This window comes from Sphingomonas sp. PP-CC-1A-547 (genome assembly GCF_003610375.1).
GTDB lineage: Bacteria > Pseudomonadota > Alphaproteobacteria > Sphingomonadales > Sphingomonadaceae > Sphingomonas.
The window spans coordinates 642715-654581 of sequence record NZ_RAPZ01000011.1 but is presented as its reverse complement, the minus strand read 5'-3'; the positions used below and the strand labels follow the sequence as shown (position 1 = coordinate 654581).

Below are 11867 nucleotides of genomic sequence, written 5' to 3'. Positions count from 1 at the left end.
CAAGTAAGCGTCGCAGGAATTTTCCTAGACGCGAACGCCAAATGAGAACACAAAGAGAACATGGAGGAGCGACTCGAACCGCTGACGCTAGAGGAACCGGGTTGTGAGGTCGGCTGCTCGAACTGCGTGCGTTCCTGTGCCGTCGCAAACATCATGTTAAGCTTGTGGGTGCGGGAGGAGGAACGTCTGTTGCGCCTTCGGTCGGTGGAGAACGCCCACCACTGGGCCGACGAGCTTGCGGAAGCTTCAGAACACGTGCGACAGCTTGTGAAAGAAATTGCGCACGTTTGTCCGTCGTACCCCGCGTGGGCATTCTTGGAATCGCGTCTAGGAGCGCGCCGTAAAGCTCGGCTTCAGTAGGTGGATCCCCGCGTTCCTCCGCGAGCCCGAACATCGACAAGTCGCCGCCGAGCGCCCTTGCTAGGTTCGACAGTACCTTACTGGTCGGGTTCTTGTTGCGGCCATTCAAGATATCGCCAACGGTGTCGCGGCCCTCTTCCGCCTCCTTGGCAAGACTTCGCTGCGAGAACTCTGCGCCTGGTCCGGTCGCCTTTCGCAAGACATCCTTAATGCGCTCGATGTCGAAATCGGGATCAGCCATGTCGGCTTTATCCCATGACGGACCTATCCGGCACAATTTACGGACAAATCCGTCACCTGACTCTTGACTTGACGGATATATCCGTCGCATATCGTGGCCATGGACGATCTCATACGCGACATCGAAACGTTCTGCCGAACGCATCATATCCGAGAGAGCCGCTTCGGACGGGCGGCGGTAAATGACACGACGTTTGTACCGCAGTTACGCGCTGGACGGGAGCCAAGACGGGCAACGGTCGGCAAGGTGCGCCAGTTCATGGCCTCGTACCAGCCCACATTGATAGAACAGAAGGAAGCAGCATAGATGCTGCTCACCCTTCCCTTCGAGATGAGCGCGCGCGTCGCGGCTGCTCCATCGGTCGTGATGCTGATCGGCGGCAAGTCCGTTGCAGGCTTCGCGGTTACCGAGCCGGAGTATGCCGAGATCCCGGCGATCGTCGTCTCGCACTGCTCGCGCTGCCGGTTGACCGGTGATTCCGCGGTGCGTGCCTGCATCTCTCCTGACTGCCCCTCCCGTGATCGAAAGGCTGCCTGATGCGTGGTGCTATACACTTCGTTGCATTGATCGTGATCAGCATAGCGCTGGTCGTCGGCGCGGCGTTCCTCGCCGGCCTGTCGCCGGTCGTTGCTGGGCTGGCCTTCGCCCTCGGCATCGCCGTTACGATTGGCGCATCGGTCTACGTCAACACCCGCAACGCCAATCGTTACGGTCGTCAGGTCTGGGAAGAAGCCCAGCACTCCGACTTTGATGAGCCGGTAGTCGGCTCGCATCGTGTGCGCGTTCGGCGGGGTCGGGGTCGCGGTGTTCATGAAGCCTCTTTCTCTGGTTCGGAGGGTTAAGTCCGTGACGAATGACTCCATGATTTCGCCGGAACTGGCAGAGGATGCGATCTGCCGAGCGATCGGCTTGCTGATGGGCCGCGGTCGTCAGCACTCGGTCGAGGACGTCGCGCTCGCCACGAAGATCCCTGCGCGCACGCTGTCGGCGATGATCGCCAGTGGCGGCGACCGTCGGTGCCCCAGCGGCTGCAACCTCCTCATCCTCGCTAGCTTCTTCGGCGTCGAGTTCACCGAGCGCGTTCTGAACGCGATCGGCCAGGGTGCTCGCGAGCTTCATCCTGCCGACGATGCTCCTGCCGTGGTGATCTCCAAGCTCATGACCGGTGCTGCGGAGTTTGCCCGAGCCGGCGCTGATGGTCGGTACTGCCATATCGATCGCGCCGAACTGCGCGACGATGCGGTGATGATGATCCAGATTTTGGAGCCGTTCGCGGCTTCGTAACATCCTCGAATACCAACGAATATTACGCGGAAAACCCCGCAACGGAGATGACTATGGACGCGCTAACAGGCGCAGCGCCGGTTGAGCCCGGTTCTGCGGACGGTTCTTTGCGGCCTGCGGCAAACGTGTCGCGGAACTTCAAGGTCAACGCCTACGACCGCGCTGCGCACGACTGGTATGTCGAGCCGCGGTGGTGCGTCGAGCAGCTGGCCGATGCCATCGACTTCGCCGGCCACACGATCTGGGATCCCTGCGCCGGCGGCGGCACGATCCCCGACACGTTCACTGACCGCGGCATGTTCACGCTTGCCAGCGACGTAGTCGACCGGTGCCCTGATCTGCTCGACGGCATCCACGATGCGACCGACGAGACCGGCCCCGTCTGGCTCAAGCCAGGTGTGCGGCTATCGGTGGTCACGAACCCGCCGTTCAAGCTTGCCGAGGCGATCACGCGTCGCATGCTCGCCCTAGCCGATCATCGGGTCTGCATCCTCCAGCAGCTGTCGTTCCTCGCCAGTGCGGCGCGATACCGCCTGTTCACCGAGTTCCCGCCCAGCGACGTCCTGATCATGTCGCGCCGACCGAGCATGCCGCCTGGCGCGATGATTACCGAGATGGGCGCAAAGGCGTTCAAGAGCGGCACGACAGACTTCTGCTGGATCGTCTGGACCAAGCCGCACGATCGCGAGACTCGCACGCGGTGGCTCTCGCCGGTAATCGCAGCATGACCATGGGCAGCAAAGAGCGGTCCAAGCTCAACGCGGGAATCATCTACGGTGCGCTGGTCCAGGCTGCGCGTGCTGGCAAGGCATGCCCGAGCAACAGTGATCTATGCCGCCTGATCGGCGCGACCAGCGTGTCGACGCCGGGCCACTCCATTGCCCGTATGGAGAAGGCCGGGAAGGTTCGGGTGACCCACGAGGGCAATGGGCGCCAAATCTACATCGTCGAACTCGGCGTCACCATCACCTCGAAGACGTGGTCTACCACGAGAACGCGCGAGCAGGAGACGGCTCAGTTCGAACGCACCGTTGCGCGCCTCACGCCGCCACCGGCGCCGGTCTACCGCGACCCCTGTTTCCGCTGTGGCGTCCGTGCGGACGTCGGCTGCGAACACACGCCCGACTGGGCCAAACCGATTCACCAAGGAGCATAAGCATGGCAGACGAACGTAACGAGGGCATGGGCGGCGGCGCGGTAGCGGCTGACGAACTGCGCCTGCTCATCGAGCGCGCCGAGCGCCTCGAGGAAGAGAAGAAGGGCATCTCGGAGGACATCAAGGACGTCTTCGCTGAAGCAAAGGGCCGAGGATTCGACCCCAAGGCAATCCGCAAGGTGCTCGCGATCCGCAAGAAGAAGAAGGAAGAGTACCAGGAGGAAGAGGCGATCCTCGAGGTCTACCTTCAGACGCTGGGGATGATCTGAGCCATGTGGGGCCTGATCAAACGCGCAGTCGCTGGTCGGGCCCCTGAGCCCGTCGACGACGACGTCGACCCGATGATCGCACTGGACGCTGAAATCGCGCGCGGCATTGCCCACGCGCGGGCTCGGCGTCTGGCGCGTCCCTATCGCGACGAGAGCAAGCGGTTCCAGCACGCCCGGCCGAAGCTGGCCGAGTTGCAGCGCGCGATCGCTATGCAGCACGTGGAGTTCTGACGGTGGGCAATACCGACAAGCTCTTCATGATCTTCGTCACGCTGTATGCGGTGTGGCAGTTGATCCGCGTCGCCCGCGGCGTGGAATCGATCGCCAGCGAACTTCGCGGCCTGCGGGCTATTGCCGAGCAGAACCGCCGGTGAGCGTCCGGATAATGACCGCGGTGTGGAGCGTAACGCTTCCAGACAGCGAGAAGATCGTCCTTCTCGCTCTGGCTGACTGCGCGAACGATGAAGGCCTCTGCTGGCCCTCAATGGCTACGCTCGCTGCGAAGTGCAGCAAGAGCGATCGCACCGTCCAGGCTGCTATCAAATCCCTCGTAGCGAGCGGACATATGAGCCGGCAGGAGATTGCAGGGCGTGGGTGCCGTTACATCGTGCATCCCGCCCCCGAAGCCGCTTCACCCCCGAAGCCGCTTCACCCCGAAGCCGCTGCGCCCCCGAAGCGAACAGCGCTGACCCCCGAAGCCGCTTCGGACAAACCATCAAGAACCATAACCTCTCCGGAGGCTTCGCCTCCTTCGAGGCGCGGGCGGGTGCAGGCCGTGAAGGTCAAACCGTTTCGCCTTCCGGAAGATTGGGCACCGGTTCGGTTCGCAGACGACACCGTAGCCCGAGCGATCGTTGATCGACGGGGCAAGGACTGGAGCTTGCGGGCACTTGAGAGCTTCCGAAACTGGGCAGCCAACGCTGCCGATAAGGACGGACTGGGCCGGAAAGCCGACTGGCAGAAGGCGTGGAGCAACTGGATAATCGAACAGGATAACCGAGATGGACAACGATCAGGCAACGGACGTGTGGGCGGAAACGGGCAGTCGCGGAGCGGTCACGGTCGCACGGTCGATGCTGCCGAGCGATTCAAAGCTCGCCGCGGACTATCGGGACCTGAAGCCGGCGTCGGATGATCAGTTCATCACCACGCTGCTGCCGTGCCTCCAGCTGGTCGCGCCCGTGGGCATGGACGAGGACAGCCAGGACACGTGGTTCGAAGCTGCCCGTATCGCGCTCGACGGCATCCCGATCGGTTTGCTTCAGCGCGGCGCAGAAGCGGCCATGCAGAAGGCTGATCACCCGTCAAAGGTGGTTCCGGCAATCATGGCTGAGATCAGCGAGGCATGGGCTCGGCGTAAGCGGCTGGCCGCGCCGACCTCGGATGTTCAGGTGCCTGCCCTACCAGAGCCAGACCGCTGCACGCCCGCTGAGGCGGCCGAGATCATCGCGCGGTTCAAGATCGGGCGCAGCGCGGGTGCGGTGCGTGACCCATCGCGGCCGGTGCCAGTGCCTGGCGCAACAGGTGCGCCCAGCCGAAAGCCCACGCGTGCCGACTATATCCGCCTGTTCGGTGTCGATCCCGGCGAGGCCGACGACGAGCAGCTGGCAGCATGACACATATCTATAAGAGCAGGGGTTAGGACGATGGCGCGGGGAAACGAGTGGTGCATCTTGAGGGTGGCGTCTGCGCGCACGCTTATGCGGTTACGGACTCTGCAGGCCGCTGCGTCGGAGGTTGGCGCTTTGACGGTACATTTGAACCGCTTAAGTTGAAAGTGCCCGCTCGGGCAGTCGCTGCCGACGCTCTTTCCGATGCAGTTGTAAGTCGCCTGCTCTCTAGCGCTTCGCTTTCAGACATGCTTCGACCGCTCTCTGACGAGCAGGGCGGCGGGTTTGCGCTTATCGACGCCTTGGGTCGCATTGGCATTCGGCTAGATGGTGCCGGCCAAATCTCGTTCGGCAAGGCCCTGCTTCCTGCCAATACAACGGTCGCCGACAACCCTGGCGCTACGCTGATTTCGCGCCTTCTAGGGGCGGCGGTGGGAGGGTATTTCCAGACTTGCCCAGACGAGAGCGGCTATGCGTTCGCGATCGTCGACCAAAACGGACGTATTGGGTTCGGTGTCCGATCAGCAAACCTGCCCTTGACCGGCAAGGTCGCTATCGCGGATCGCGCCCTTGTCGCGGACTATGCCGCCGCCAGCCCGGCCGCCAGCTCCTGGACTGGCAAGAAGGCGGGCGCGCTGGGGGACAGCAATACGGCGAACAATGTCTGGCCGCCCTACGTGGCTGCCGTGCACGGCCTGCTGTTCACCAATTGCGGCGTAGGCGGATCCAAGTTCGCCAAGCCGGACAGCAACGGCACTCAGATTTCGATGTGTGACGACGTGCGGGTGAACGCGCTGCCTGCGGACGCCGCGCTGATCACCGTTGCCGGCGGGACAAACGACTGGGCGCAATCGGCGCCGATGGGCACCATCACGTCCACCGATAACACCACGTTCTATGGGGCGCTCAACGTCACATTCGGCAAGGTGCAAGCGCGCTGCCCGAACGCTCGTATCCTCGTTGTGACCACGCCATACGGCGAGTTTACCGAGACCTACGCTAGCCGGGGTTGGACCGATCCAGTCACCAACCTCATCGGACTGACGTCGCGCGATTACGCCGACGCGATACGCGCAGCCGCGAGCCGCTGGGGTTTCCCCGTCGCGGATTGGTGGGGCGAGAACGGCATCAACACCGCCAGCGCGGCGACGTTGATGAATATCGAGGGCGCCGCGGGGAGTACGATCCGCATCCACTTCTCCGACGCTGGTGCGCGCCGCGCCGCCTCCGTCATCAACGGTCGCCTCTTCGACCTCAATCCTCCCGCCTAAAGGAACCGTTATGTCCGGTCTGAAAATCGTCGTCCCCACCACGTTCACCGATACCACGTTGCCGATCCTGCGCGACGACGCGATACTTACTCCTGGTTCGATCGTGCTGATCGACTTTGCCCATTCGGCCAATCCGCTTGCGGCCGGGGTCCCAGCTACGGGTTCAAGCATCCCGAACATCGCCTGGAAAGAGGCTGCCGCCGCGTATGGCAGTGGCACCCAAGCCGACTGGGCGATGGCCTATGCCGATAGCCTCGTTAAGGGACCAGGGCAGGACGGTTTCACCGAACGGACCGCGAAGGGCGGTATTCATGTGGTCGCGAGCCAAGCCACAACGACTGGCGCTACCAAGGGCGTGACCATCGGGCGCGATACGACCGGCTCGGGAAAGTTGGGCGACTACCTGTTCGCGAACTGGGGGCACACGTTCTACTACTCGCTCTGGCAGCGCATCACCCGCGCGGGCCTGACTTCAACCCCCGAACTGCCGGACGCGTCGATCGCGGCAAGCGGCAGCGCGACGCTGAATTACCTCGTCCGCGCGGACCGTGCCACTTCGTACGGTGCAGGGCTTCAACAGACCAACGCACCTGCACTGCCGCAAGCGATCGGGAATGCGTTTCGAGCCAATGGCGTCGCCGGGGGCACCGGAACCGCGCCCGCCAGCGCGGCGGCTATCCGCGCCTTCCTCATGGGCGTCGGCAGCACCGGGTCGTACGGATCGTTCGGCCTCAATAAGTCCCGTTCGGCCGTGCTCTATCGCGCCTATTTCGAAGACCTCACCGTGTCGGGGCGAACCTTCGCCCAAGCCAGCGCGATCGACAAAGCGCTCTTCGATCAGGCGTTCGCGCCGGGCGGCCGTTATTACGGCGACACCTTCACCGACCCGGCGACCTATCCGTAAAACTTGATGGTCCTGGCATGAACACCAGGACCACCGCGGCTCATACGGTCGCGGGAAGCACCGTAGTCGCCGATAGTTAGTGCCTGAGCGCTCGTCTGGAATGGCACTTGACGCAGGTCTTACGACCCGGGTGGCGATTGCTGAGCGCAAACGAATGGCCTCCGCTCAGGATGCATTTCAACCACTTAAAAAATCGCATGGGTGAGCTCCGCTGAGCGGCTTGGGGCGCTGATCCAGATTCGACTCGGCCGGTTCGGGCACAATGTAACCGTTGCCCAAGATCTGTAAATCCCATTTCGGTGTCGTAACGAAACCTCACTGATCATTAACCAGCAACCATCGCGATCTTGATGTCGCGGGAAGGGATGACGCATGACCGCGACAGCCAACTCTAGTTTCGCGGCCCGGGCGGTCGCGGCAGGACCACAGACGCTCGCGCCCCCCAGCTTCAATGGCATGGGGTGGCTGGTCGTTATCAACCTCGCCATGATGACGGTTGCCACCTTGATCGGGATCATGGTCATCGTGAAGTTGGTGGGCGACTGGGTGAAGCATCGTCGAACCGACGTCTGGCTTTCGCCGGCGAGCATCTACCGGGTGCTCGGCATTCTTTTCGCGACGGGCATTACGATCCGATGCGGCGCGGAGATGGTCAGCCTCTGGGGCTGGAACCCTCACGACCCGGTCGCGACCGGCATCTACCTGACCGCCAAGCGCATGTTCGATCCGATCGCCGTCACCTGCGGGATCAGCGGGCTGATGGTCTACATCCTGTCCGAGCCCGGCATGATCGAGCAGCAGCGCAAGATCCCGTTCCCGGTGAACATGTGGCTCGCCTGGCCGATGGTGAAGCGCATGCTCCGGCTTGGCGTCCTGACCTTCATCGCCGCGATCGGCGTGGTGTCGACGCGATGATGTGGCGCCTGGGGGCATCCGCTGCCGCGGTAATTCCGGTCGCAGTTGCGGCCGCTGAGAAAACAGGGGCTACCGTGACGACTTCGACGCCAACCATCTGGTTCTTCCTCGGCTATCCATTCGAGGCTGCCGGCATGATCTCGGCGCTGTTCGGCTGCGTGTCTGCCCGGTTCTGGATCGGTGCCGGCGAGATCGCACGACGCGAGCACCGCTGGATCCTCGACGCGCCGGTGTCGAGCATGACGCTGGCCGTCGCGGCTGGGCTCGTGATCAGCCTGCATCCCGAACCGCTGAGCGCGCTTCTCTATGGCGGCGGTGTCGGCATCCTCGGCGAGGGCGTGTTCAAGCTCGCCGAACAGCGCATTGACAAGCTCAAGGCCGTCATGGGCCTGGGCGACAAGCCCGCGGAGTAACGGCCCGCCTCAAGCGTCCGGGAGGTCGCGAAGCGGGCCGGCCGCGGCACGTTGGAGGACGCCACGGCAAGGGCTGAACCGCTCGCCGACAATATCGCCTCACATCGAAGGGAATATATATGACGACGGCATCAAAGCCGGCGACTGCCCCTGCGCGCCCGGCGCACGGGCTGGCGTCTCCGGACAAATTCTTCGCGTCGATTCGACCGCTGTTCGGGACGATGACGAAGGCGCAGGTCGAGGGCATCGAGGCGAAGCTGGCCGCGTTCGCCGCGCAGGCCTCGCCCCTGGCGTACGTCGCGTACGGGCTCGCTACCTCGTTCCATGAAACCGCCCAGCGCATGCAGCCGATTCCAGAGATCGGACGCGGCCGAAACTATCCATATGGCAAGCCGGGAAAGCATGGCGGCCAGATTGCGTACGGCCGCGGCGATGTCCAGCTGACGTGGGACTATAACTACCAGCGGGCAGACGACGAACTCGGCCTCAAGGGCGCGTTGACGGCGAATTACGACCGCGCGCTGGAGACCGAAATCTCCGCGCAGATCATGGTGCTCGGCATGACCGAAGGCTGGTTCACCGGGAAGCGGTTTGCCAGCTACCTCCCCGCGAAGGGGCCAGCGGCGACGGTGCAGTTCACCTCCGCGCGCCGCATCATCAACGGCATCGACCGCGCCGAGAAGGTCGCGGGCTACGCGATGTCCTTCCAAGCCGCGCTCGTCGCCGGCGGTTGGGCCTGATTTCTCAAGCGAAGGACTGACCATGAAGAAACTGCTGACCGCTGCGCTATGCGCGGCGTCGATGATGCTCGCCAGCTGCACGACTATGCCGAGCCCTTCGACCGGGCAGGCCGCGCAGATCGGTGCCGCGATCGATCGGGCTCAGGTTGCGTATGACCGCATCGCGTTGACGGCCCAGCTCGTGCTTCCGTTTCTGTCCCCGGAGCGCGCCGCGCGCGTGCGCCTGGCAATGTCGCTGGCGGAACGCGGTCTACTGGCGGCGCGGTATGCAGCAACGGCAGCGGAGCAACTCGCCGCGCTGAAACAGGCCGAGGCGGCGACGTCGTCGATCGAGGCTACGGCCGCGGCGTCCCGATCGTATGAACCGCCGGCATAACCGACAGGTCCCCTTGTAGCATCCGTATCGCCCGCGCTCTGAAGAACTCGTGCAGCGCGGGCGTGGCCTTCTCCCATGGCGCCTGGCCGATGACGTCGAGGTCTTCCCCCTGGATGCCGAGGGCAGCCGCATCGGTCCGCGTCGTGATCGCGTAAAGCTGGTTCGCGAAGTCGTCGACGGTCGGGTTTGTCATGCCGGGGACCTTAGGCATGCGGGGCTCCTGTGATCGCGTCGACCGCTGCGGCAACCCGGCGCCAGTCCTCGACCGCCACGCGATCACCGAGCACGTCGCCCAGCTGGTCGATGATATAGTCGGACGTCAGCGCGCCATGCTCGGCAAGTATCTCGCCCGCCTTCACCATCACGTCGCGATCGGTCATCATATGTCGAGGTTACGACGCTCGATCTCGGCGAGTAGCAACTCCGCAATTGGCCCTGTTCCGTCAGTCATCTGGTACGCGGCCAGCAGGCCCGCGTCGGACAGCTTCGGGATGTCAGCTCCGATGATGGGGTTTGCCATAACGCAGCCTATGCGCGGTCGACCGATTCGGGCAAACTATCTGCATGGACGAACTCACCACCTCCATTGTCGGCATAGACTTTCCGAACGAGGATAAGTCGAAGAGCAACAGGCGCATGGAGTGCATGCTCTGCGCCCCGGGTGACGTCGTCGAGCTACGCCTCGAGCCGACCAACCCGTTTGACGCGAACGCCGTTGCCATTTTCAGCGATCGCGGCACGCAGCTGGGGTACGTCAGCGCCGAGCGTGCGCCCCTGGTCGGCAAGCGGATGAAGGAAGACGACGCGACCGCGGTCTTCCAGGCTATGCACGGTAGCGGGGCCTATATCCGGATCCGGTTCGGAGGTGGGTTACCTACCCTGCCCGACCCGGTCCCTGATGTTCCGAAGCCAGCCCCTCCCCGACAGATGCGGCCGGCGCAGCGACCGGTGTACGATCCGCACGCGTTCTATCCTGATGAGGAAGGACCGGAGTTCGGGGCTTAGTCAGGTTTCTTCATCGATATCGAGAAGGATCTGAGTTCCTTTCTTGGGAAAAGCCACGTCGAGATGTTTTTTAAAGCCTTCCCAGGTTCGAGAAACTTTCATGAGCGGAATGATTTGGAGGATGTGATCCCGCAAATCTGGTTGCCCAACATCCTCGGATAGAAACTGGTGATGCCGATGCTTGCGACGCTTTGTTTCATCCTCGGTCGGATTGAGTTCTTGAAGCTTTGGTAGAACGCCAGCCGGAAGCCGCTCATACACGACGTCATTTGTGATGTGGCCTAGCAGCGGGGTCTTAGCTTTACCCACAGGCCACTTCCATCCACGGAGACGGTAAACCTGTTTGTAAAATTCGTCTGGAAACCTTTTTGCCCAAGCCAAACGCTCTTCGGACAAATAGACCGAGAGTAGTTTATGAAGCTCATCGCGCTCTCTGGCTGACTGGTAACCGGTAGCCTCGTCGACCAGAGCAACGATGCCGACCTTGGCAAATGCCCTGACCAGAGCCTCGCATTGTGCAGCAATATGCTGCTGTTGCCGCTGAAGCGCACCAGCCTGCCGGGCCGATAGGACGGACTCGCAGATCTCCGGAAGAATAGTAGCGGGGTAACCGAAAGCCACGCCACCGCCTTTCGAATGGCGGAACCGGATCGGATTTTCGATCATCGCCCGCAACTCGCTGGAAACAAACGGAGAAATACCTTTGCCGCTAGCAAAACTGGTAAGTCGGTCACCACCAGAACCGCCGGATGTTCCTTGGCTCAAACCAAGGCCGCCCAGTGTGCCGCGCTGGGACAGGACTCGCGTCCCATCTTCCAAGACATAACATGGAATTTCCACATCGCCGATTTTGAGAGGATGATCGGCGGAACCGTGGGTAGCTTTCGGCACCTTCCCCAGGGCCGCCCATCGCGCTGTCGCGCCTGCGCGTGCAATCTCGCTTCGCTGTTCAGGCGATACACTAGCCGCCCGCGCTTTTCCGCCCTTGCTCTGCGGAGTTTCGTTGCCATCATCGGTCATTTAGTGCTCCATGCTTGCTGAAGCGCATGGTAGCCGTGCTTACTGGATAATAGCAAGCATCAATTCATAATCTTTAAGACTGCTTGCTGATTTGGCGCGCATTCGATCTCTCAGGGGTGGAGGTTAAGGGTGTCGGTAGATAGGCGGGCAAGCTCCGCGCGCTCGGCGGCGAGGATCATCCAGGGTCCGCTGCTGACCTCGTGCTGGTAGCTGCCCACGCGCGCCTGGCTCTCCAGCGTCATCACGTAGGCCAGCTGCTCCTGCACTTCCTTCGTCATGCTCTCGCGCTCCTGAGGTTGGGAT

Annotated in this window: 23 protein-coding genes and 1 pseudogene; 18 read left to right on the top strand and 6 right to left on the bottom strand. The window is 62.6% G+C overall.

Annotated features, from left to right (window positions below; all coding sequences use genetic code 11):
• Positions 1–151: 151 nt before the first annotated feature.
• Positions 152–601 carry a helix-turn-helix transcriptional regulator gene (locus C8J39_RS18495; RefSeq protein WP_147420666.1) on the bottom strand — a complete coding sequence of 150 codons (450 nt, stop codon included), beginning with the start codon at positions 599–601 and terminating at the stop codon, positions 152–154.
• A gap of 99 nt (positions 602–700) precedes the next feature.
• Here C8J39_RS18495 and C8J39_RS09290 point away from each other — a divergent pair, with 99 nt between their 5' ends.
• The 17 genes and pseudogenes from C8J39_RS09290 to C8J39_RS09215 all read left to right on the top strand — a co-directional run bounded on the left by C8J39_RS09290 (position 701) and on the right by C8J39_RS09215 (position 9539).
• Positions 701–907, top strand: a complete 207-nt coding sequence (locus C8J39_RS09290; protein WP_120300177.1) for a hypothetical protein — start codon at positions 701–703, stop codon at positions 905–907.
• Positions 908–1138 carry a hypothetical protein gene (locus C8J39_RS09285; protein ID WP_120300176.1) on the top strand — a complete coding sequence of 77 codons (231 nt, stop codon included), beginning with the start codon at positions 908–910 and terminating at the stop codon, positions 1136–1138. It begins immediately after the preceding gene.
• 26 nt (positions 1139–1164) lie between these two features.
• Positions 1165–1443 carry a hypothetical protein gene (locus tag C8J39_RS09280; protein WP_147420665.1) on the top strand — a complete coding sequence of 93 codons (279 nt, stop codon included), beginning with the start codon at positions 1165–1167 and terminating at the stop codon, positions 1441–1443.
• A gap of 4 nt (positions 1444–1447) precedes the next feature.
• Complete coding sequence (locus C8J39_RS09275; protein ID WP_147420664.1) at positions 1448–1885, top strand: hypothetical protein; 438 nt, start codon at positions 1448–1450, stop codon at positions 1883–1885.
• A 53-nt stretch (positions 1886–1938) separates the two neighbouring features.
• Positions 1939–2613: a hypothetical protein gene (locus C8J39_RS09270; RefSeq protein ID WP_147420663.1), complete on the top strand. Its 675-nt coding sequence runs from the start codon at positions 1939–1941 to the stop codon at positions 2611–2613.
• Positions 2610–3041, top strand: coding sequence for a hypothetical protein (locus C8J39_RS09265; RefSeq protein ID WP_147420662.1), 432 nt, complete (start codon positions 2610–2612; stop codon positions 3039–3041). Before C8J39_RS09270 ends, C8J39_RS09265 begins: the two co-directional genes overlap by 4 nt.
• A 2-nt stretch (positions 3042–3043) precedes the next feature.
• Entirely contained in the window at positions 3044–3310 is a 267-nt protein-coding gene (locus C8J39_RS09260; protein WP_120300171.1) for a DUF2312 domain-containing protein, read from the top strand.
• Between the two features lie 3 nt (positions 3311–3313).
• Entirely contained in the window at positions 3314–3541 is a 228-nt protein-coding gene (locus C8J39_RS18760) for a hypothetical protein (RefSeq protein ID WP_120300170.1), read from the top strand.
• Between the two features lie 2 nt (positions 3542–3543).
• A complete protein-coding gene (locus C8J39_RS18755; protein ID WP_183037964.1) occupies positions 3544–3684 on the top strand; it encodes a hypothetical protein in 141 nt (46 codons plus the stop codon).
• A gap of 11 nt (positions 3685–3695) precedes the next feature.
• Positions 3696–3863: pseudogene (locus C8J39_RS19300) on the top strand (helix-turn-helix domain-containing protein); the annotation flags it as partial.
• A 448-nt stretch (positions 3864–4311) separates the two neighbouring features.
• Complete coding sequence (locus C8J39_RS18750) at positions 4312–4926, top strand: hypothetical protein (protein ID WP_259457524.1); 615 nt, start codon at positions 4312–4314, stop codon at positions 4924–4926.
• Positions 4927–5168: 242 nt separating this feature from the next.
• Complete coding sequence (locus C8J39_RS09240) at positions 5169–6191, top strand: SGNH/GDSL hydrolase family protein (protein ID WP_120300167.1); 1023 nt, start codon at positions 5169–5171, stop codon at positions 6189–6191.
• Between the two features lie 10 nt (positions 6192–6201).
• Positions 6202–7095, top strand: a complete 894-nt coding sequence (locus C8J39_RS09235; RefSeq protein ID WP_120300166.1) for a hypothetical protein — start codon at positions 6202–6204, stop codon at positions 7093–7095.
• Between the two features lie 372 nt (positions 7096–7467).
• Positions 7468–8010 (top strand): hypothetical protein, encoded by a 543-nt coding sequence (locus C8J39_RS09230; RefSeq protein WP_147420661.1) that lies wholly within the window; start codon positions 7468–7470, stop codon positions 8008–8010.
• 74 nt (positions 8011–8084) lie between these two features.
• Positions 8085–8423: a hypothetical protein gene (locus tag C8J39_RS09225; RefSeq protein WP_259457523.1), complete on the top strand. Its 339-nt coding sequence runs from the start codon at positions 8085–8087 to the stop codon at positions 8421–8423.
• Positions 8424–8542: 119 nt separating this feature from the next.
• The gene (locus tag C8J39_RS09220) at positions 8543–9163 is read left to right on the top strand and encodes a hypothetical protein (protein ID WP_220669828.1); all 621 of its coding nucleotides are present in this window, start codon (positions 8543–8545) and stop codon (positions 9161–9163) included.
• A 22-nt stretch (positions 9164–9185) separates the two neighbouring features.
• Complete coding sequence (locus C8J39_RS09215; RefSeq protein ID WP_120300163.1) at positions 9186–9539, top strand: hypothetical protein; 354 nt, start codon at positions 9186–9188, stop codon at positions 9537–9539.
• Here C8J39_RS09215 and C8J39_RS09210 read toward each other — a convergent pair.
• Genes C8J39_RS09210 through C8J39_RS18745 form a run of 3 tightly spaced genes read right to left on the bottom strand, consistent with a single transcriptional unit; the run spans position 9499 to position 10059 of the window.
• Positions 9499–9732: a hypothetical protein gene (locus C8J39_RS09210; RefSeq protein WP_120300162.1), complete on the bottom strand. Its 234-nt coding sequence runs from the start codon at positions 9730–9732 to the stop codon at positions 9499–9501. The genes C8J39_RS09215 and C8J39_RS09210 overlap by 41 nt on opposite strands.
• A gap of 10 nt (positions 9733–9742) precedes the next feature.
• A complete protein-coding gene (locus C8J39_RS09205) occupies positions 9743–9922 on the bottom strand; it encodes a hypothetical protein (RefSeq protein ID WP_120300161.1) in 180 nt (59 codons plus the stop codon).
• Positions 9919–10059 (bottom strand): hypothetical protein, encoded by a 141-nt coding sequence (locus C8J39_RS18745; protein ID WP_183037963.1) that lies wholly within the window; start codon positions 10057–10059, stop codon positions 9919–9921. The genes C8J39_RS09205 and C8J39_RS18745 overlap by 4 nt, the downstream gene beginning before the upstream one ends.
• Positions 10060–10103: 44 nt before the next feature.
• Here C8J39_RS18745 and C8J39_RS09200 point away from each other — a divergent pair, with 44 nt between their 5' ends.
• The gene (locus C8J39_RS09200) at positions 10104–10544 is read left to right on the top strand and encodes an HIRAN domain-containing protein (protein ID WP_120300160.1); all 441 of its coding nucleotides are present in this window, start codon (positions 10104–10106) and stop codon (positions 10542–10544) included.
• Here C8J39_RS09200 and C8J39_RS09195 read toward each other — a convergent pair whose 3' ends face one another.
• Both C8J39_RS09195 and C8J39_RS18740 read right to left on the bottom strand, forming a co-directional pair.
• Entirely contained in the window at positions 10545–11564 is a 1020-nt protein-coding gene (locus C8J39_RS09195) for a P63C domain-containing protein (RefSeq protein ID WP_120300159.1), read from the bottom strand.
• 110 nt (positions 11565–11674) lie between these two features.
• A complete protein-coding gene (locus tag C8J39_RS18740) occupies positions 11675–11842 on the bottom strand; it encodes a hypothetical protein (RefSeq protein WP_183037962.1) in 168 nt (55 codons plus the stop codon).
• Positions 11843–11867: the final 25 nt, after the last annotated feature.